Below are 20435 nucleotides of genomic sequence, written 5' to 3'. Positions count from 1 at the left end.
GGAGCATCGGTAGTGCCGTTTCCGGTTCCGCTAAAAGAAATATCAAAGAACAGGATTTTTCTTTCTGCCCCACATATGACAGGCAATGAACAAACGTATATTCGTGAGGCATTCGAGTCCAATTGGATTGCGCCAATGGGGGAAAACGTCAACCAGTTCGAGTTGGAAATGGCGGCGTATGCTACGACCCAAGCGGCGGCTGCTTTGTCTTCAGGGACAGCTGCAATTCATTTGGCATTGCAGTTATTAGGAGTTGGAAAAGGGGACCGTGTGTTTTGCTCCAGTTTGACGTTCGTGGCGAGTGCTAATCCGATCCTTTACGCAGGAGCGGAACCTGTCTTCATAGATTCAGAAGAAGAAACATGGAATATGTCTCCGTGGGCGCTGCAAAAAGCATTTGCCGCAGCTGAACAAGAGGGCAAGCTTCCCAAAGCGGTGGTCATTGTACATATTTATGGACAAAGCGCGCGCATGGACGAGCTGCTGGCCCTTTGCAATCATTACGGAGTGCCTGTAGTTGAGGATGCAGCGGAATCACTGGGGTCGACCTATAAAGGGAAAAAGACGGGGAGTCTTGGGGCATACGGCATTTATTCATTCAATGGCAATAAAATCATTACAACTTCCGGCGGGGGCATGCTTGTGTCAAATGATCGCAAAGGAGTCGCACAAGCGAGATTTCTTGCCTCTCAAGCAAAAGATGACGCGGCGTTTTATGAACATAGCCGTGTCGGCTATAATTACCGGATGAGCAATGTTCTGGCAGGGATCGGGCGTGCGCAGCTTGAGGCAATTGAACTGCGCGTTTCCGCTCGTCGCGCTGTTTTTGGGCGCTATTCTGCTGTTCTCAGCAAACATGAAGCAGTGAAATTTCAGCCCGAACTAGAAGGGACACGTTCGAACCGCTGGCTGACCGTCATGTTGCTCGATCCGGCCAAAACCGACCGGTCGCCTGATGACATCCGTGAATCGCTGGAAACGGAAAATATTGAATCACGCCGCGTTTGGAAACCACTTCATCTGCAGCCCTTGTTTGCCGGGTGTAAATTCTATTCGCATAATCCTCACGGCAAGACCGCGGTCAGTGAAAAATTGTTTGCAGAGGGACTTTGTTTACCTTCAGGGTCTGACTTGCAGCCGGAGCAGCAGCAACGCATCATCAAACTGCTGGAAGAAATCTTGGACTAAACGTCTTTTAGACGGAGCTGCATTTTGGTGGTACGATTAGTACAAATCAAAAGGCGGTTCGCAAAGAGCAGATTAATGTGAGTGAAAACACGAAAAATCGGCGAAGGGCCAGGCTGCTTCCAGGCCTGGCCCTTTGTTTGTTAGTGATGTGGGCAGGGATTTACGGGGCTGATCTGATCGGCGCTGCACTCGAGGTGGCTGGGCTATTGCCGGAAGGCGGAAAAAGCCCGGTATCGGGGATTTTTATAGCGATTTTGCTCGGAATCATCGTCCGCAATAGGGTCAAATTGCCGGAATTATTTGTAAGCGGTTTCGGCTGTCGACCAATTTGAAAATATTCCGCGGCATGGGATTGAAGCCGTTTTACATCGGCTTGCTTGCTGCCATTTCTGTCGGGTCGATCAGTTTATTGCACATTTTACTGTTTGGCGATTTGGTGCAGATGGCGTATTGATTGGAATCACCTATGTGTCTTCAAAAGGCGTGCAGGTGATTTTTTTATGGATTCAGATGTAGGCTGAATCTGTTTCCGCCAAGCTTCCTGAGGGTATGGACAAGTAATAGTGTTAAAAGGAGGAGAAGAGAATGAACATAGAAGCTGAACGCGATCTTCTGAAAGACGAATATGGCAATTATTATGTTGTTTCCTATGCGACGAAAGATTCCTTGACTGTGGTGAATGCGGCGCTTTATCATGCTTTCAATCAAGAGCTGACAGACGATTTTGTGGCAGAAGTGAAGCGTAAATATCCAAAAGGCGTAGCTGTCGGCGTATATTTTGCGGATCTTGTGCATGAACAGATCGAAAAACTCGAAGACCCGGAATTTCGAGGACATATTTATGATTTGAACGAAGTGCGGAAAGAATACGACATCCATCTGAAGCCGATCTACCATGATTCACTCCATCTATAATCAGGTAGATAAACCAAGAGCATTTGGGTGTTTTTTGTTCATTTATAACTGAATATTCAGTTAAATTGAACGGATGATTTTTTTAAAAGGAGGAGAGTTGATGAAATATGGCTTTGGTTTAGGAGGGCTGGCATTTGTACTTACAGTGGCTGGCTGTGGAACGCAGGATACGGTGATAGAGGAACCTAGTGAAGATACGGCGCAGGAAGATGCTGTTCAGGAAGAAGAGTCATCGAAAGAAATGCCAGCGGAAAGCACCAGCGGAGACAGCCATGACAGCGAAGAGGCCACTGCCGATCCGTATGATTATTTCCTTGAAGATGGGTCGACTGCAAGGTTCGAAGGTTACGGCAACGAATTTGCCGAGTTTACGTTGAGAACCGATTATATGGAGGCGAATCATGTCGCGACTTACGAAGAAAATGGCGGCACCGTGGTGTTGAGAGTCTATCGTTTGCATGATGACCGTATTGAACTAGTCAAACAAGAAGGCGAATTTTATGATGAGTACACAGCGAGCTTTGAGGAATTGGAAGCTTTGGATGTGATTTCGACCTATCTGGAATTCCCAATTGAAGAAGGACAGGAAATCGGTGATGCGACTGTTGTCGAAACCGGAACTAGCTTAGAGACGCCATTACAAAATTTCGATGGCGTATTCATGCTTGAATCGTTTGAGGGAGAAGACGGCGCGGTCAACCGGAACTATTTTGTCGAAGGCTACGGTGAAGTGAAACGTGAATTCCGTGGAAATGTCGACGATCCAGATGAGATGGCGGTCACGTCTACACTCGCCTCCATCGAACTTGGCGAACCCATAAAGTGAACGGATAGATTTATTAGATAAGGGCTGTCCCAAAAGGTCACGAAAAGAGACTTTTAGGAACCTCACCGATAAATGAAAAACAGACGGGGAAAAGGAATTTCTTTTTCTCCGTCTGTTTTATTTTAGGGACTAATGGGACTACACTCTTTCTCTATCAGCCTAAAGTCTGATATTAATCAGAATTATACGAAAAGTCTTTCAATTTAGCGAGGAGGGGATATAATAAACAATTATAATCAAAAGGGAGATGAGGCAAATGACCGATCTGAAAAACGATTCGCTGAGCTTGCATAAAAGGCATCAAGGGAAATTGGAGATTCGTTCAAAAGTGGCTGTGAAAAATGAGAGGGATCTAAGCCTCGCCTATTCTCCTGGCGTTGCAGCTCCGTGCCGCGAAATCCATGCCGATCCAAGCAAGGTGCATGAATACACGATGAAAGGCAATACGGTCGCGGTCATTACAGATGGTACTGCCGTACTGGGACTCGGCAATATTGGGCCTCAAGCAGCACTGCCAGTCATGGAAGGAAAAGCATTATTGTTTAAGGAATTTGCCGGTGTGGATGCATTTCCCATCTGCCTGGACACAACAGATGCCGAAGAAATCATCCGAACCGTCAAATTGCTCGAACCGGGCTTTGGCGGCGTCAACTTAGAAGACATTGCCGCCCCGACTTGCTTTATTGTGGAGCAACGCCTGAAACAGGAAATGAATATCCCGGTGTTCCATGATGACCAGCACGGCACCGCGATCGTGACACTTGCCGGGCTGATTAATTCTCTAAAGCTGGTCGAAAAAGAAATTGAAGATGTCAAAGTAGTGGTCAATGGTGCAGGGGCAGCAGGCATCGCCATCGTCAAATTACTTGCGAAGTTCGGGTTCAGCCATATCGTCATGTGCGATACGAAAGGCGCGATATATAAAGGACGCCCGAATGGCATGAATCCTTTTAAAGCAGAAGTCGCAGAAATGAGCAATTACCAAATGGAGCAAGGTCAGTTGACGGACGTCATCGCCGGAGCAGACGTGTTCGTCGGCGTTTCGGCGGAAGGCGCATTGAAGGAAAGTATGGTGCGTACCATGAATGACGATCCTGTCATTTTCGCGATGGCAAACCCGAATCCGGAAATTTTGCCGCACGCTGCAAAGTCAGCCGGTGCACGGGTCATTGGGACAGGGCGTTCTGATTTTGCCAATCAAGTCAATAATGTACTGGCCTTTCCAGGACTGTTCCGTGGTGCGCTCGATGTGCAGGCGAGCGACATCAACGATGCGATGAAAATTGCCGCAGTCGAAGCGATCGCTTCCTTGATCGCGACTCATGAACTGCACGAAGATTATGTGATACCGAAGCCGTTCGACCCGCGCGTTGCACAGGCGGTCGCCGAAGCAGTCGCTAGGGCTGCCGAAGAAACGGGCGTTGCCAAAGTATCGCTCAAAGAGCCTGCCCAGCAGATTGTCTTCTGATAAATAGAAGAAAGCCTGAATTCCCCTCCCCCTGGAATTCAGGCTTTCTTAATGTATTCGTTACATGATCACGAAAAGAGTGGCCGCCTTGTCAGCGAACTGACGAAGCGGCCACTCTTTTATGCGTCTCCTCAATCAGCGACGCTGAGCCCTTTGGCGATGGCGATTTTTTCGAGGGCCTGGCTGAAGTCATTAATCAAGTCATCAGGATGCTCCAGCCCTGCGGAAAAGCGCAGGAGCCCTTCAGTGATGCCGCGTTTTTCGCGTTCAGCGGGAGGCATGGCGGCATGGGACATCGTAGCCGGATAAGACAAGATCGACTCTACGGCACCAAGGCTGACAGCAAACACCGGAATCTCCAAAGCTTCCACAAAAATGCGGGCTGCGTCTTTATCGGCTAACCGGAACGACAAGATACAGCCGGCGTGGCTTGCTTGGCGATTATGGATTGGATTTCCGGCATGGAACGAAAACCCGGGATAATAGACTTCTTCGACCAGCGGATGCTTATGCAAATACTCAGCCAAGCGTGCCGTCGTTTCGCCTGATTGCTTAGTGCGGGCGCCGAGCGTTTTGATGCCTTGGATCAATGTATAGGAATCCTGCGCGCCGAGCACAGAGCCGAACGTGTTTTGGATAAACGCTAATTGTTCGCCGAGTCCCGCGTCTTTTGTCACGGCAAGCCCGGCGGTGATGTCGCTATGGCCGGAAAGAAACTTTGTCGCACTGTGGAGTACGATGTCCGCCCCGAGTTCAAGCGGATTCTGGTAAAGCGGGGTCATGAAAGTATTATCGACAAAAGTCAGGGCGTCGTTTGCTTTGGCCAATTTCGCGGCCATTTCGATATCGGTAATTTTCATTACCGGGTTGGACGGCGTTTCAATGTAGACGACTTTTGTGTTTGGCTGGAATGCCGCAGCCACTTCGCCAAGGTCGGTCATGTCGACGAAAGTATAATCGATTTTGAATTTTTCCAGTACTTCCGTGATAAAACGGTAGGTGCCGCCATAAACGTCTTCCGAGACCAATACGTGGTCGCCGGCTTTCAACAGCATGAAAGCGGAAGAGATTGCTGCCATACCGGAAGAGAAGGCCAATCCGCGCGTGCCGCCTTCAAGTTTGGCGATCGTTTCTTCGAGTGATTTTCGGGTTGGGTTGCCGGATCGGCTATAGTCAAAAGGGCCGAACGAATCGATGCTTTCCTGATGAAAAGTCGAGGATAAATAAATCGGCACATTGACGGCGCCTGTTAATGGATCGATGCCTGCTGTATGGATCAATTTGGTTTCGCGTCGTTCACTCATAGGAAACGACCTCCTTTTCCAGTTTGGCCAAGGCTTGTGACAAATCTGCGATCAAGTCTTCAGCCTGCTCAACACCAACCGAGAAGCGGAGCAGGCGGTTACAGACGCCGCGTGCCGTGCGTTCTGCAACCGGCATATCGGCGTGGGTCTGTGTGGCCGGATAGGTGATAAAACTTTCAACCCCACCAAGGCTTTCGGCGAATGTGATAAGCGACAGGCTTTCAAGGAATTCCCCGATCCATTGTTCTTTTCGAAGACGAAACGACAACATGCCGCCTTTGCCGGGGTATAGCACCTCTGTCACGGTTTGTTGAGTTTCAAGGAAGCGGGCAAGTTGTTTGGCGTTTGCTTCGTGCTGCCGCATGCGCAGCGGCAAGGTTTTCAAGCCACGTATCAACAGCCAGGAATCGAGCGGCGACAGCACAGCGCCGGCTGAGTTATGGGCAGTGAAAAGTTGTTCGCATAAGGCCTCGCCTTTTGCTACGACCAGGCCTGCGAGTACATCGTTATGGCCGCCAATGTATTTGGTAGCGCTGTGAAGCACGATATCAGCACCTAGCGAAAGTGGCTGCTGCAAAAAAGGCGTCAAGAATGTATTGTCGACAATCAGTAGCAGGTCATGGCGTTTGGCGATTTCCGCATACGTTTCCAAGTCGATTTCCTGCATGAGAGGATTGGTCGGTGTTTCAATGAAAATGGCTTTGGTATTGGCGGTGATCTTCACTTCTGCAGTTTGGGGATCAACAAAAGGGTCATACACTGAACGAATGTGGTATTTTTCGTCGTACTGTTCGAGCAGGCGATAAGTGCCGCCGTAAATATCTTCAGGCAGCAAAATTTCATCGTTCGGGCGGAACAAGGATAAGACCAATTGAATCGCGGCCATGCCGGAGCTGCAGGCAAAGCCCGCATCACCATCTTCTAAATTCGCGATGCCTTCTTCAAGCAGCTGGCGCGTCGGGTTTTTCGTCCGCGTATAATCATAGCCTGTGGATTTGCCGATGCCTTCATGCTCGTAGGCGGTCGACAGATATATTGGGGGATTGACCGCCCCAGTCCGTGGATCGCTGCGGTTGCCAAGCTGTACTAAGCGTGTTTCTAAGCTATGTTCTTTCATGATCCTCATCCTTTCAACTAAAAAAGCAGGGGCTTTCTTCTCTTAATCAAGAAGAAAGCCCCTGTCATGTACGCCATCTTCTCATCTTTTAGGCTTATGCCTATTGGAATTAGCACCGTGACTATGTCCGGTTGCTGAGACTTCAAAGGGCCAAATCCCTCCATCTCTCTAGATAAGAATCATTTATGTAGTTGTCGTTGGTTAATGTTTTTCATCATACGGCAATTTGTTAGGAAATACAAGCAGAATATTGAAAAAACTATTCCGGGTAAATGGCGCTCGCTGTTATTCCGGAAGTTGAAATGGTATGCTGAGGTATACTTTTATCATACCCAGCTTATACAAAGCTAGTTGCAAGGGGGGGCCTGAATTATGTACATCGTCACATCAACGGTCATTGTACCGGAAGACAAAGTGCAAGATGTCATCGAAATTTATCAAAAACGTTCACGCCGTGTAGATCAAGCGGACGGTTTCACATCGTTTCGGTTGATCCAAAACACAAAGAAGCGTCATGAATTGACTGTTCATCTGGAATGGCAAACGAAACAGGCATATATGAACTGGGTCAAGAGTCAGGAGTTCAAGGAAATCCACGATTTGGAGAAGAACTATCCGGATCAGGAGCTTGCGGGCATCGTCCCGAAAGTCCACCAATACGAGGTGGTGGCCGAATGAACCAGGAGCAAAAACAGCAAATCGCAACCGACACGGCAGACGGTATATATGAAGCGTACCCGAATTTATGGGAGCGTTTTGGCGATAAGGGATATGAACATACCGTCAAAGACAATCATCATCACTTGGATTATCTTGAAACCGCGTGGGAGCTGCAAAGCGAGCAATCCTTTCTAGACTATGCCATCTGGCTCGAGACGGTACTTGTGAGCCGCAATGTCGAAACGGCACTCATCATCGATAATTTCAAGCGGCTTATTGAAATTGTGCCGCGCTATACAGAAACGATGCAAGGAGATTTCATGCTGGGCTGCCTCGATCGCGCAGTCCGGTTATTGGAGCTCCCTCAACATAAAAGGAGCTGATCACATGAACGAGGCAACACAGCTTTCGGATCTTTTTTTGCAAGGGCAGGAAGAGGAAGCTTTGAAATACGTCCAGGATTTTCTGGAAAACCATTCGCATGAACAGCTTTATGGGGAGCTGTTAACGCCGGCGATGTACCGCATCGGCGAATTATGGGAACAAAATGAAATTTCGGTAGCAGAAGAGCATTTGGCAACCGCCGTGTGTGATTTTGTCTTGTCTGCTACGGAACTGCGCAATAAAAATAAAGAGGGACGACAAAAAGCGATGATCTTCGGTCCAGAAGGTGAAGAACATTATATCGGGCTCAAGATGGTCGCGGCGATGTTCCGCGAAGAAGGATATGAGGTCCGCTATATGGGGCCGAATTTACCGCTCGATTCAGCACTTCAATTAGCTGAAGACTGGAAGCCGGATGTTGTGGCTGTATCTGGTGCTTTGGCACATCGTTTGCCGGTTTTAAAAACTTATGCGGAAGCATTTTCACAAGTAGTGCCCAAGCCTGCCATTTTGATCGGCGGCAGAGCCGTTACTTTGTCGAGCTTTGCCGACCTGCAGGTGAAAGGTGCCGTGATCGTTCGTGAACTCGGAGCGCTCCGGGAATGGATCCGCACAGGAAAGGGGTCGAACGATGGCACGCTCTCCACTGGCTGAATGGCCGCTTCCGGCTTTTCAACTGAACAATAGCTTCGAGGTGATTGATTATTCCTTTGAAGCGGAACAGCTTTTCGGAAAATCAGTAGAATTTCTGGAGTTGCTCGATGAAGGCAGCCGGGAAAAAGCACAGCGAATGCTGAACACCCAAGCCACTCGTAAACCGGTCGAATTGAACTTCATCACAGAGGCTGGCTTTTTCTTGGCGGACGTGTATCATCGCTGGAACAGCGATTTTTCGCTAAATCTGGTGCTGGTGCCGAAAGATGGTCAAATGGCTGCTATTACTGCGCAATTGGTTCGATTACGCAGCCGGTTGAAAGAAACGGATTATGAATTACTGAAAGAAAAAGAACGTTCGGATGCGTTGTTGGGAAAAGTCCGTGAACTTTCTGCACCGTGTATTGCCATCGGTAACGGCTACGTGCTCATTCCGTTATTCGGCAATTTAAACAGTGAAAAAGTTGAAGCAATCCGCCCTCATATCGTCAACCGCATATATGAATTTGATGCTGAGATTGTTATTGTCGATTTAACTGCAATGGGAACGGTGACGCAAGAAGGCGCCACCTATCTAGAGTCCCTTGTAAAAACTTTGCGGGTCATGGGAATCGATGCTGTCATTACCGGTGTGAAACCGGAGCATGCCCAAAAATTGCACGTATTGAAAAGCGAGCTGAACTTGCGCTTTGCGGCATCATTGGAGGCTGTCCTAAGCGAGGCTTCTTCTAATCGATCATAAAACCGGCCATCTGAGCCGGTTTTTTATATGCGGGAAATGTAGTGATTTTTGAAGGCTCGAATATTTTTCGGGAATTGGGGGAATAAATAAACAGAGAGGTTTTTTGGATAGGAGGCATGAATATGGCAGAATCACACAACCATTCTCATAATCAGAACAAGAAAACCTTATTGATTGCCTTCACAATTGTCACTATTTATATGGTGGTAGAAGCAGTCGGGGGATACTTAACAAACAGCCTCGCCTTGCTTGCTGATGCCGGGCATATGCTCAGCGACTCTATTTCACTGGGCGTTGGCTATTTGGCCTTTTCCATCGGCGAAAAAGCGGCTGATCAAATGAAGACCTATGGCTATAAACGCTTTGAAATCTTAGCCGCAGTCTTCAATGGCGTCACGCTGGTCCTGATTTCTATTTATATTTTCTATGAAGCGTACCAACGGTTTTCCGAGCCACAAGACATTGCGACTTCAGGTATGCTTGTTATTGCCGTCATCGGCTTGCTAGTTAACATACTCGTCGCCTGGTTGTTAATGCGCGGAGGTGACACGAAAGATAATTTGAACTTGCGTGCCGCTTTTTTGCATGTCTTGAGCGATTTGCTCGGGTCGGTCGGCGCAATTGCCGCTGCTCTGTTAATCATCTTCTTTGGATGGGCATGGGCGGATCCATTGGCAAGCGTCATTGTCGCTATACTTGTACTCATTAGCGGGTGGCGCGTAACAAAAGATGCGGTACACGTTTTGATGGAAGGCACGCCGAAAAATGTCGATTTGGAGCAAGTGGCACAAACGATCGAAGCGCTTCCTAAGGTAAAAAGCATACACGACTTGCATGTATGGAGCATCACGAGCGGAAAAAATGCCATGTCTGGCCATGTAGTTATTCAAAAGGAAATTTCGTTCAAGGATAGCCAACAGGTGCTGAGGGAAATTGAAGAGGCGATGGAAAGGCTGCACATCGGACACGTTACCGTTCAGCTCGAAACAGAAGACCATCCACACGATGACTCGATACGCTGCCAAGGTCAGGAATATCACGAGACGGCTGGTCATCACCATTAGATATTGCGAAACGATTGAAAAGGCGCGGGATGTTTCCGGGCCTTTTTCGTTTGTCTTACAGTCGATTTGAAATGTATTGTTTATCCGAAATACTCTTGAATATATAAGTATATGCTGATATGCTGTATTTGGAATTAGAAGACTATATGAAGGTTAGTAAAGAAGCGGAAGGAATGATCCGATGGAAGCGACATCGCAAGAAATAGCAATCGACAAAGCGAGCATGCTGTTAAAGCTAGTAGGGGATAAGACGCGGTTATCGATGGTCAAATTACTCGAAAAAAATGATTGCTGCGTTTGTGAATTCGTTGAAATCTTTAATATCAGCCAGTCGGCAATCAGCCAGCACTTGCGCAAATTGAGGGATCTCGGATTGGTGAAGGAAAGAAGACAGGGTCAATGGATTTTTTATTCATTGAACTCAGACAGCGAATTGTATGACATGCTTATGCAAATCTTGACGTTCATACCGAGCCAGGACGAGCGCATCGAGAAATTGGAGAAGCAAGGGCTGCGCATTCGTTGCGAATAAGTAGTGAAGAAAAACGCATAAGGTAAATGCACATAGATAGAACAAAAACCAGTAATGGAACAAGGGAGCTAATAAACATGACAAAAAAAACATTGTACTTTTTATGTACAGGCAATTCATGCCGAAGCCAGATGGCGGAAGGCTGGGGGAAAGAGATTCTGGGCGATGACTGGCAAGTATTGAGTGCCGGAATCGAAGCGCATGGCTTGAACCCGAACGCGGTAAAGGCGATGAATGAAGTGGACATCGACATCTCACAGCAAACTTCCGATGTCATCGATACGGATGTTTTGAACAATGCTGATTTCGTCGTGACGCTATGCGGCGATGCAGCAGATAAATGCCCGATGACACCGCCTCACGTAAAACGCGATCACTGGGGCTTTACGGATCCAGCAAAAGCGCAAGGTACGGAAGAAGAGAAATGGAAAGTGTTTCAATCGGTACGCGATGACATCGAAGCGCGCATCCGCCATTTTGCTGCAACTGGTGAGTAAGTGAAGTTTAGGGAGGGGGAAGATTGCGCTCCAGGCCTTGCTTTAGGGCCACAGGATGTGGGTCATGCAGGCGATGCGACAGGATGTCGCGATATCGGCTGCCCGGGGTCCCCCAGGAGTCAAGGCCCTCCGCTTCATCTCCAATATTAGAATGTTAAATTTTTCAAATCCAGCCGTTCTAATTTTTGAATAGAGTAAGCATATGTGCAATTCCGTTAGTGTTATTTGATAGAACCAAACTACGCAGTTTGAAGGAGGGCTGAATATGACAAAGGTAGAAATTTTCGATCCGGCGATGTGCTGTTCGACGGGTGTTTGCGGACCAACTATGGACCCGGAACTGACACGCATTGCGTCGGCTGTGTATTCACTCGAGAAAAAAGGTTTTGCGATTTCACGCCATAATTTGACGGATGATCCTGGTGCGTTTGTGGACAATCAACAAGTCAATCAAGTGCTGGTTGATAAAGGGCCGGACGCGTTGCCGGTTGTGCTGCTCAACGGAGAAGTCGTAAAGATTGCCGAATACCCGACCACAGAAGAATTGGCAGAGTGGTTCGAGGCCACACCGTCCGAATTACAGGAAAAGCCGCGCGTTCGCGTGTCACTGAACATCGACAACTAAAGGAGCGTTCCTATGTATTCATTGTTCAATCCGAATCAAATGGCCGTCACTCCGTTTCTGTTTTTCACCGGTAAAGGCGGTGTCGGAAAAACTTCGACTGCGTGTGCAACAGCTGTCGCCTTAGCTGACCAAGGCAAGAAAGTCTTGCTCGTCAGCACCGATCCTGCTTCTAATCTGCAAGACGTGCTGGAAGTGGGACTGACGAACGACCCGAAATCCATTCCGTCTGTGGCAAATTTATCCGCCTGCAATATCGACCCGGAACAAGCGGCCAGAGCTTATAAAGAAAGCGTCGTCGGTCCCTACCGCGGCAAATTGCCCGATGCGGTGCTCGCGACGATGGAAGAGCAATTGTCAGGAGCCTGCACTGTTGAAATCGCCGCATTCGATGAGTTTTCGCATTTGCTGGCAGATGAAGAGATTTTAGCGCAGTATGACCATGTGTTGTTCGATACGGCACCGACCGGCCATACGCTGCGCCTGTTGCAATTGCCGACGGCGTGGAGCGGCTTTTTGGAAGATAGCACGCACGGCGCTTCCTGCCTAGGTCCACTCGCTGGGCTTGAAGGCAAAAAGGCGCTGTATAAAAAAGCGGTGGATTCGCTATCCGACGGAGACAAAACGACCTTGATCTTGGTGGCGCGCCCAGACAATTCCTCCTTGCTCGAGGTGGACCGTGCGTCGTTTGAATTAAAAGAAATCGGCATCAAGAATCAATTGCTCATCGTCAATGGCCTGCTTCAAAGTCACCAGCCGGAAGACGCGGTGTCAACGGCATTCTACAAGCGGCAGCGTGATGCGATTGAACAGACACCCGAAGCCTTGAAGCAAGTGATGGCTTATTCCTTGCCATATGTTTCTTATTCGCTCACGGGCGTTGAGAACTTGCGCCATCTATTCAGTTCCTACGCGATTCATTCTTCTGAAGCGGAAGAAACAGGAGAGCCGCTCGACTTGCCGGGGCTAAACGGCGTCATCGAGGATTTTTCTGAACACAATACACGCGTCATTTTCACGATGGGCAAAGGCGGCGTCGGCAAAACTTCTGTCGCATCGGCCATCGCAGTCGGCTTATCCGAGAAAGGCCATCAAGTCCACTTGACGACAACCGATCCGGCCGCACATTTGGCGTATACCTTTGAAGGAAGCGGCACACGTGATAATTTATCCATCCGCAGCATCAACCCAGAGATTGAAGTGGCGCGCTATAAAGAAACCGTCATCGAACAAGCAGGCAGCGCAATGACCGGAGAAGAGCTCGCTTATTTGAAGGAAGATTTGGAATCGCCATGCACAGAAGAAATCGCGTTGTTCCAAGCCTTTGCGAAAGTCGTGGAGAAATCCGAAAACGAAATCGTCGTCATCGATACCGCGCCGACGGGCCATACCTTATTGCTGCTTGATTCGACAGAAGCCTATCATAAGGAAATGAGCCGTTCGACCGGGGATGTGCCAGACAGCGTCAAAAAGCTATTGCCGCGCCTGCGCAATCCACAAGAAACGGGTGTGGTCATCGTCACGTTGGCGGAAGCGACGCCGGTATTAGAGGCATCGAGACTTGAACAAGACTTGAAGCGCGCCGGCATTGAGGCGAAATGGTGGGTCATTAACCAAAGCCTGTCTGCAACAAACACTGCGGATGCGGTGCTCAAGGGCCGCGCAATTTCCGAGAAAAAGTGGATTCGCAAAGTGGACGGGGAATTGGCCGAGAAATGCGCCATCATCCCTTGGCTAGAGGAAGAGAAAATTGGCTATGACCAATTGAAGGAATTCATTTTTTAATAACGGAACACCAAACAGATTAGAAGGGGCGAGGCAAACGATGAGCGAAGCATATCAGCAATTAGTGAAAGACCGCATTTTTATCGGCGGCGCAGCAGATGCCAAGACCGCAGTGGCAAATGAAGGCATTGATGTCGTCTTTGATTTGCGGGCAGAAGCAGGGGACAGCGAGGAAAGCTATACACGCGTCCATGCACCGATTGTCGACGATTCGACAGAGCAGCAGGATGAGTCAATCCAAGAGGCAGTAGACGGAGTCGTCACTGCATACGAGGAAGGCAAGAAAGTCTTTTTCCATTGCGCAGGCGGCAGTAACCGCGCCGGCAGCGTCGCAATCGGTACCTTGCTCGCACTTGGCGAAGCAAAGACTGTAGAAGAAGCTGAACAGATGGCGAAGAACATAAGACCAATCATCAGTGTCAAACCGGAATTAAAAGAATCACTGCAGCGTCTTTTTCCGAACGCTTAACTCGTGGTAGAGTAAGGTATGAATAAACGAGCAGGGGAGATGGATTTTTATGACAATAACTGATGAAGCAAAAAACTATATCCAGTCCATTCTAGAAGAGCAACAAATGGAAAACTTGCGTCTTTATGCAGTCGCTGGCTGCTGCGGGCCGCAAATCGGCTTATCGCTCGATGCACCGGAACAAACCGATGAATTGATCGATGTGAACGGCATCCGAGTGGCTGTCGCAGCAGATGCAAAACAAATGGCAGACGAACTCGCGTTGGATTTTGATACGCAAGGCGAAGAAGGCGGACTGGTCATGATTGGTGCGCCGACTGGCTGTTAAATAGAAAAAAGAGCTCATCCGTGAGCTCTTTTTTTATTGGGTTCCGTAGATGGTACGGGTGCGCTCGGCCTTGACCTATTGCGATCAGATCTAGTTTCGTTTTCGAATGCGTTCGCGGACAGCGGATTCCATGGGTGTAAGAAAGCCGGATGTTCGTAGGTTGATGGCAGAGTAAGCAGGGACTCTATTTCCATGAGCTTAAAATAGAAAATAAAGTTCGATAATGGTTAAAAAAGTCTGTTAATTAATGGGAATATTCTTTAAAGTAGATACAGGGCTAATTAGCGTAAAAAACGCATCAAAACTAACGAATTCGGGATAGGAGCAAGTGGGAATGGAAGTTTGGGAATTGTATGACGGAGAGCGCAATCCGCTCGGAAAAAAACACATAAGAGGCAATAAAATGCAGCCGGGCGAATTTCACATTGTCGTGGAAGTCATTACGCTTAACGCAGACGGGCGGATTTTCATGACGCAAAGAGATCCGGTAAAACCCCTGCCGATGCTGTGGGAAACGACAGGCGGTTCTGTCATGGCGGGAGAAAGCAGCTTGATGGGGGCGCTGCGTGAGTTGGAAGAAGAAACCGGTTTGCTCGCAAGGCCTGAAGAGCTGCGCTTTTTAGGGCAAACGAAAGGCGGGAACTATTTTCTGGACAGCTATGTCTGGAGGTGTAAAGAGCGCATTGATATGAACGCTCTGCAGCTGCAGGCAGGTGAAGTGCATGCTGCACAGTTGGTCAACTGGATCGAGTTCCAGCAAATGAACCGGGAGCGGTTGATCGTTCCTTCGGTATATCAGCGCATGGAATTCTATTTTGAGAAGCTAGCTTCTTTTTCGACTTATGCATGGGACGGGTCGTTTCGGTCATAAAAATATTGAATAGAATCAACTGAGGAGGGCGATTGAAATGAGAACCATCACCATGGCAAACGGAGAGACTATTGAAGTGGAATGCTTGAGCTGTGCGCTTGTAAACGGCGTGATCGAACCGGAAGGCGGAGTCGTAGTGGAGACGGAACATTTCCATGCGCATCAGGATGTGGCCTATCCCATTCCTGGGTTGATCATCCTCGCCTCAAAGCGCCATTTGAAAAGCCTGGACGAATTGACTGAAGCGGAGCGGCTCGATTACATCACGATCTTGTCAGAAATCCGAAAAGCACAACGCGAGGTCCTCGGCATCGAGTCGGTCTATTATTTCTATAATGAAGACACGACACATCATTTCCATACATGGATGGTGCCGCGCTATGAATGGATGTACGAATTTGGACGTTCTGTCGAGTCGGTAAGGCCCGTGCTTTTGCATGCGCGAAATGAGATGAACGATGAAGCGAATGTAAGAAATGTCCGGCAAGCGATTGCGGCATTGACGGAAGAACTGAAGCGATGAAGAAAGTAAAAATCTTCGATGCCCATTTACATATTATCGACCCGCGATTTCCAGTAACCCCAAATCAAGGCTATTTGCCGGCTTCATTCACAGCTCTGGATTATGTGAAGTCTGTGGAAAACTTCGAAGTAAGCGGCGGCGCCATCGTCTCGGGTTCGTTCCAAGGGTTTGACCAATCGTATTTATTGGATGCACTCGACACACTAGGCAGCCGGTTTGCTGGGGTGACGCAATTGCCGGCGGATACGCCTGATGAAGAAATTCTTCGGCTGCACGACAAAGGCGTCCGCGCCGTACGGTTTAATGTAATGCGCGGAGGTTCCGAAACACTTAGGCGGCTTGACCATTTTGCGAGGCGCATCAATGATCTCGCTGGATGGCACGCCGAATTGTACATCGACTCGCAGGATTTGGGGGAGCTGAAACATACCATCAGCCAGTTGCCTGCAGTTTCAATCGATCATCTCGGATTATCGAAGCGAGGCTTTCCGGAACTCTTAAAGCTCGTAGACCAAGGCATCAAGGTGAAAGCCACCGGGTTTGGTCGAGTTGATTTCGAGCCTGCCGATGCTATCCGGTTGATCCACAAACTGAATCCGGAAGCCTTGCTGTTCGGCACCGATTTGCCGTCAACCCGCGCCAAAAGGGCATTTCAGGCAAGTGATGTAACACTGATCCGAGAGGCGTTAGGAGAACAAGAAGCAGAAAAAGTTCTCTATCGCAATGCGTTAGCGTGGTATGGAATTGAATAAGTTTCGCTAAAAGCCAGACAGCCTGTTCTTTAACGGGATGTCTGGCTTTTAATATGCAAAAAGCCCTTGCGCTTTACGTTAACGTCAATGATAAACTTAAATTATCAAAAAAATCAAAAAAGGAGGCGGCAGATGAAGACCATAAGGGAAGCCGCAGAGGAATTCGGGGTGACGACCCGGACTATCCGCTATTATGAGGAACTGGGGATGCTCAAACCGGAACGAACGAATTCCAATACGCGGCTTTTTTCGAATGCGGAAATCGCCAAACTCAAGCTCATCGACCGAGGCAAAAAATACGGATTCACATTGGAAGAGATCAAGGAAATGGTGCTGTTATTTGATGCTGACCGTTCGGGCAAGAAGCAGCTTGAACGGACGATCGAATACGGCAAAAAACAAATAGCGGAAATGGAGCGCCGTATCGAGGAGCTTGAAAAAACGAAACAAGAGATGGAATTTTTGCTGGGGGAGTTCGACGAAAAACTATCGAAACTAAGGGGGATGGGGAAATGAATATTTCACAATTGCTGGAGCGTAATGCACGGAAATACCCGCAACATGAAACGCTGGTCGGGATGGGGCAGCGCTTGACGTTCCGCGAACTGGACGAGGCTGCCAATAATTTGGCGCATGCCTTAGTGCAAGGGGGCATTGGCAAAGGAGATAAAATTGTCCTTTTCATGCCGAACGTACCAGAATTCGTGGCAACGTATTTTGCGGCGCAGCGCATCAACGCCGTCATCGTGCCGATCAGCGCCAAACTCGGGGCAAAAGAAATCGGCTATATTTTGGATCATTCGGATGCCAAAGCGATTTTCGCCCATGAATTATTATTTGATGCCGTAAAGGAATTGAATACGGAAAGATTGTTCGCAGTTAAAACCGGAGATGAGACAGCCGGCTGGAAAGCGTTCGGCAAACTGGCATCCACAAAGGCGGCAGAAAACCTGTCATCCCAAGCCCGAGATGACGAGCCTTCTACTATATTGTATACATCCGGAACGACCGGCAAGCCGAAAGGTGTCTTGTTCAGCCATCGCAATGTGCTGACAGTGGCACAGATGATCTGTGTCGAAATGGAGATAAAGCCGGAAAGCCGTCTGCTCCATATGATGCCGCTCAGCCATTCCGCACCGCTTCATTTATTTTTATTGGCCGGCATGATCGTCGGGGCGAAACATGTACTCGTTCCGACATTTACGCCAGACTTGTTGCTCGATGCGGTGGAAGGGGAACGGACGACGCATTTCTTCGGAGCGCCGGTTGCCTACCTCCTGACGGCAAAGCATCCAGAAATCGACAAGCGTGATTTGTCTTCGATGAAATGGTGGATTTACGGGAGCGCCCCATTGTCAGCCGGAGAAGTGAATTTCGTCCAGGAAAAGTTTCGTACCGATAATTTGGTTTGCGTGTACGGCCTGACCGAAGCGGGACCGAGCGGCACGTTGATGATGGGGGCGGAACATGCGGAAAAAGCAGGCAGCATTGGCAAACGCGCTGCGCTTCACACGGAAGTAAGAATTGTCGACGCTGATGGGCAAGATGTGCTACCTGGTGAAGTCGGGGAAATCCTGCTGCGGGGAGAAGGCACTATGCTCGGCTACTATAAGAATGAAGAAGCGACAAAGGAAACCTTTATCGGCGATTGGCTGAAAACCGGCGACTTGGCGAAATTCGATAAGGACGGATTTATTTGGGTCGTCGACCGCAAGAAGGATTTGATCATTTCAGGCGGCGTCAATATTTACCCGAAGGAGATCGAGGAAGTACTCATTGCCCATCCAGATATCCATGAAACTGCTGTGATTGGCGTTCCGCATGCCGAATGGGGCGAAACGGTAAAGGCCTATTTTGCGGCATCGCGCGAACTGGATGCAGATGAAATCAAAGCATTCGCCAGAAAAGAATTGGCCAGCTATAAAGTGCCGAAAATCATCGAACAAGTAGAAGCTTTGCCGCGCAACGCATCGGGTAAGATCCTCAAACAGCCGCTGCGGGAAGGAAGTGTTTAAATGGTTGTCTTAAAAGGGGCCGCACCGAGCGGCGAACGCAATTTCTATGCACGTGATGAGACTTTGAAAAAGATATTGGGCGAGGGGCTGCCGAAAGATTTCTTCCGCTATGCACAGCGCGAACTGCACTCTTTCGGCAAGCTCGCAGCGGGCGACATCGATGAACGCGCGCGCCATACCGACCGGGAAGGCGCGCCAAAACTCGAGAAATACAACCGGCTCGGAGAGGATATTTCGCATGTCTGGGTCAACGAAGGCTATAAAAAGACGGTCGATGAAACCTATAGGACCGGAATTGTCGGTTATGTCCATAAGGAAATCCCAGAACTTGGAAGAAAGGGCAATTACCTCTATAGCTTTGCACAAGGCTATTTACTGTCACAAGCAGAACCTGGTTTTTATTGCCCGGTCACATTGACCATGGCGACCGCTTATTTGCTTGATCGCTATGCGGATGACGACTTAAAAAAACAGTTCTTGCCACATGTCTGTGCAACAGGCGACATGGAGCTCTTTGAAGGGGCAACATTCTTGACAGAGCGCCAAGGGGGTTCGGATGTCGGGGCCAATGTCGTGCAGGCGCTTGAAACCGATGAAGGGTTCCGCTTATACGGGGAAAAATATTTCGCATCGAACGCTGGCATGGCTGGTGTCGCAATGGTGCTTGCCCGCAGGCAAGGTGCGCCGGAAGGGTCAAAAGGGCTGACTTTGTTTGCAGTTCCATGGACAGTGGACGGCGAACTGAACGGCATTAAAATCCGCCGCTTGAAAGACAAACTCGGCGTGCGGGCTGTGCCGTCCGGTGAAGTCGAATTCGACGGCGCGCAGGCGTTTGTAGTCGGGAATCCGGAAAATGGGCTGAAGTATATGATGGAAGCGTTGAATTTATCGCGCATCTGCAATGCGGTCGCGTCGATCGGCATCATGAAGCGAGCGCTTGATGAGGCGGCGGAATATGCCGGGCGCCGCAATGCTTTCGGCCAAAAACTCACCCGTTTTCCAATGGTGCAGGACAGCTTGATGAAACTGTGCGCCAAGCAAGAGTTTGAAACAGCAGCGATTTTCGATTTAATCGGTTTATACGACCGCGTCACATCCGGCAGCGCGACAACAGAAGAACAGGTGCTGAGCCGCTTGCTTATTGCAATCTTAAAGAAAGAATCGGCAGAACAGGCTATCCATTTTTCGCACGAAGCAATCGAAATGCATGGCGGCAACGGCTATATCGAGGATTTTGTCACACCGCGATTATTGCGTGATGCCCAAGTGCTGACAGTGTGGGAAGGAACGGCGAACATTCTCGGGCTCGAACTCATTCGGCTCGTCAATAAATTTGCGGCACATGAAGTATTTATTGAGCATGTTAACGGGCGCCTGTCACAACTGCAGGCGAGTGCCGGGGTGGAATGGCTGAAGGGCAAAGCGCAAGAACTGCATGAAGAACTGATGGCGTTTGCCGGATTCGATGCTGCGCTGCAAAGCTTCGAAGCAAAGGGCTTGATGAAGAACATGGCGCAGCTTTTCGAGAATGTCATCGCACTTGAATGGGCGGAGAGACAAGGCGGCATTTATGCGCCGCTTGCAGTGGTTTTCACCGAATTGTCCTGGGGCACGAGAGCATTCGGCGAAGATATGACAAGCGTAAAACATTTTAATGAAGTGATGGAACAGTAAAGAAATCACCTGCTGCCGAAACATTGGCAGTGGGTGATTTTTTTG

The 20435-nt window shown here is 48.9% G+C and carries 25 protein-coding genes and 1 riboswitch; of the genes, 23 read left to right on the top strand and 2 right to left on the bottom strand.

Annotation, left to right across the window (positions count from 1 at the left end):
- Positions 1 to 75: 75 nt before the first annotated feature.
- From AY633_RS03295 to AY633_RS03275, 6 genes are all read left to right on the top strand, one after another.
- Complete coding sequence (locus tag AY633_RS03295) at positions 76 to 1188, top strand: aminotransferase class I/II-fold pyridoxal phosphate-dependent enzyme (protein ID WP_068487854.1); 1113 nt, start codon at positions 76 to 78, stop codon at positions 1186 to 1188.
- Positions 1189 to 1334: 146 nt separating this feature from the next.
- Entirely contained in the window at positions 1335 to 1520 is a 186-nt protein-coding gene (locus AY633_RS03290) for a hypothetical protein (protein WP_141705870.1), read from the top strand.
- A complete protein-coding gene (locus tag AY633_RS16765) occupies positions 1517 to 1642 on the top strand; it encodes a hypothetical protein (protein ID WP_260804478.1) in 126 nt (41 codons plus the stop codon). The genes AY633_RS03290 and AY633_RS16765 overlap by 4 nt, the downstream gene beginning before the upstream one ends.
- Before the next feature lie 131 nt (positions 1643 to 1773).
- Positions 1774 to 2103, top strand: coding sequence for a hypothetical protein (locus tag AY633_RS03285; RefSeq protein WP_068486450.1), 330 nt, complete (start codon positions 1774 to 1776; stop codon positions 2101 to 2103).
- 100 nt (positions 2104 to 2203) lie between these two features.
- Complete coding sequence (locus AY633_RS03280) at positions 2204 to 2929, top strand: hypothetical protein (RefSeq protein WP_068486448.1); 726 nt, start codon at positions 2204 to 2206, stop codon at positions 2927 to 2929.
- 256 nt (positions 2930 to 3185) lie between these two features.
- Positions 3186 to 4397 (top strand): NAD(P)-dependent malic enzyme, encoded by a 1212-nt coding sequence (locus tag AY633_RS03275; RefSeq protein WP_068486447.1) that lies wholly within the window; start codon positions 3186 to 3188, stop codon positions 4395 to 4397.
- 131 nt (positions 4398 to 4528) lie between these two features.
- Here the strand turns inward: AY633_RS03275 and AY633_RS03270 are convergent, their stop codons facing one another.
- Positions 4529 to 5701 (bottom strand): aminotransferase class I/II-fold pyridoxal phosphate-dependent enzyme, encoded by a 1173-nt coding sequence (locus tag AY633_RS03270; RefSeq protein ID WP_068486446.1) that lies wholly within the window; start codon positions 5699 to 5701, stop codon positions 4529 to 4531.
- A complete protein-coding gene (locus AY633_RS03265) occupies positions 5694 to 6818 on the bottom strand; it encodes a methionine biosynthesis PLP-dependent protein (protein WP_068486445.1) in 1125 nt (374 codons plus the stop codon). The genes AY633_RS03270 and AY633_RS03265 overlap by 8 nt, the downstream gene beginning before the upstream one ends.
- A 78-nt stretch (positions 6819 to 6896) precedes the next feature.
- Positions 6897 to 6997, bottom strand: a riboswitch (SAM riboswitch).
- A 193-nt stretch (positions 6998 to 7190) separates the two neighbouring features.
- Here AY633_RS03265 and AY633_RS03260 point away from each other — a divergent pair.
- The 17 genes from AY633_RS03260 to AY633_RS03180 all read left to right on the top strand — a co-directional run bounded on the left by AY633_RS03260 (position 7191) and on the right by AY633_RS03180 (position 20390).
- On the top strand, positions 7191 to 7496 hold the full coding sequence (locus AY633_RS03260) for an antibiotic biosynthesis monooxygenase family protein (RefSeq protein WP_068463416.1): 306 nt from the start codon (positions 7191 to 7193) through the stop codon (positions 7494 to 7496).
- Entirely contained in the window at positions 7493 to 7861 is a 369-nt protein-coding gene (locus AY633_RS16535; RefSeq protein ID WP_068486444.1) for a hypothetical protein, read from the top strand. Before AY633_RS03260 ends, AY633_RS16535 begins: the two co-directional genes overlap by 4 nt.
- A 4-nt stretch (positions 7862 to 7865) precedes the next feature.
- Positions 7866 to 8516, top strand: a complete 651-nt coding sequence (locus AY633_RS03250; protein WP_068486442.1) for a cobalamin B12-binding domain-containing protein — start codon at positions 7866 to 7868, stop codon at positions 8514 to 8516.
- Positions 8494 to 9258, top strand: a complete 765-nt coding sequence (locus AY633_RS03245; protein ID WP_068486440.1) for an STAS domain-containing protein — start codon at positions 8494 to 8496, stop codon at positions 9256 to 9258. The genes AY633_RS03250 and AY633_RS03245 overlap by 23 nt, the downstream gene beginning before the upstream one ends.
- A 122-nt stretch (positions 9259 to 9380) precedes the next feature.
- Positions 9381 to 10322, top strand: a complete 942-nt coding sequence (locus AY633_RS03240; RefSeq protein WP_068486438.1) for a cation diffusion facilitator family transporter — start codon at positions 9381 to 9383, stop codon at positions 10320 to 10322.
- 181 nt (positions 10323 to 10503) lie between these two features.
- Complete coding sequence (locus AY633_RS03235; RefSeq protein WP_068486437.1) at positions 10504 to 10854, top strand: ArsR/SmtB family transcription factor; 351 nt, start codon at positions 10504 to 10506, stop codon at positions 10852 to 10854.
- 77 nt (positions 10855 to 10931) lie between these two features.
- Complete coding sequence (arsC, locus tag AY633_RS03230; RefSeq protein ID WP_068486434.1) at positions 10932 to 11351, top strand: arsenate reductase (thioredoxin); 420 nt, start codon at positions 10932 to 10934, stop codon at positions 11349 to 11351.
- A gap of 265 nt (positions 11352 to 11616) precedes the next feature.
- A complete protein-coding gene (gene arsD / locus AY633_RS03225; protein WP_068486432.1) occupies positions 11617 to 11976 on the top strand; it encodes an arsenite efflux transporter metallochaperone ArsD in 360 nt (119 codons plus the stop codon).
- A 12-nt stretch (positions 11977 to 11988) separates the two neighbouring features.
- Entirely contained in the window at positions 11989 to 13758 is a 1770-nt protein-coding gene (gene arsA / locus AY633_RS03220) for an arsenical pump-driving ATPase (protein ID WP_068486430.1), read from the top strand.
- 40 nt (positions 13759 to 13798) lie between these two features.
- Positions 13799 to 14227: a protein-tyrosine phosphatase family protein gene (locus AY633_RS03215; protein ID WP_068486428.1), complete on the top strand. Its 429-nt coding sequence runs from the start codon at positions 13799 to 13801 to the stop codon at positions 14225 to 14227.
- A 49-nt stretch (positions 14228 to 14276) separates the two neighbouring features.
- Positions 14277 to 14555, top strand: a complete 279-nt coding sequence (locus AY633_RS03210; RefSeq protein WP_068486426.1) for a HesB/IscA family protein — start codon at positions 14277 to 14279, stop codon at positions 14553 to 14555.
- Between the two features lie 334 nt (positions 14556 to 14889).
- On the top strand, positions 14890 to 15426 hold the full coding sequence (locus AY633_RS03205) for an NUDIX hydrolase (protein ID WP_068486424.1): 537 nt from the start codon (positions 14890 to 14892) through the stop codon (positions 15424 to 15426).
- Between the two features lie 37 nt (positions 15427 to 15463).
- Positions 15464 to 15949 carry an HIT family protein gene (locus AY633_RS03200; RefSeq protein WP_068486422.1) on the top strand — a complete coding sequence of 162 codons (486 nt, stop codon included), beginning with the start codon at positions 15464 to 15466 and terminating at the stop codon, positions 15947 to 15949.
- Positions 15946 to 16701 carry an amidohydrolase family protein gene (locus AY633_RS03195; protein ID WP_068486420.1) on the top strand — a complete coding sequence of 252 codons (756 nt, stop codon included), beginning with the start codon at positions 15946 to 15948 and terminating at the stop codon, positions 16699 to 16701. The genes AY633_RS03200 and AY633_RS03195 overlap by 4 nt, the downstream gene beginning before the upstream one ends.
- Before the next feature lie 132 nt (positions 16702 to 16833).
- The gene (locus AY633_RS03190; protein WP_068486418.1) at positions 16834 to 17217 is read left to right on the top strand and encodes a MerR family transcriptional regulator; all 384 of its coding nucleotides are present in this window, start codon (positions 16834 to 16836) and stop codon (positions 17215 to 17217) included.
- The gene (locus AY633_RS03185; protein ID WP_068486416.1) at positions 17214 to 18716 is read left to right on the top strand and encodes a class I adenylate-forming enzyme family protein; all 1503 of its coding nucleotides are present in this window, start codon (positions 17214 to 17216) and stop codon (positions 18714 to 18716) included. The genes AY633_RS03190 and AY633_RS03185 overlap by 4 nt, the downstream gene beginning before the upstream one ends.
- Entirely contained in the window at positions 18717 to 20390 is a 1674-nt protein-coding gene (locus AY633_RS03180; protein WP_068486414.1) for an acyl-CoA dehydrogenase family protein, read from the top strand.
- Positions 20391 to 20435 lie beyond the last annotated feature (45 nt).

The sequence above is a fragment of the Planococcus maritimus genome, assembly GCF_001592825.1.
Lineage (GTDB): Bacteria > Bacillota > Bacilli > Bacillales_A > Planococcaceae > Planococcus > Planococcus maritimus_C.
Note: the sequence above shows the minus strand (reverse complement) of the source record. Positions and strands in the feature narration are given on the sequence as shown.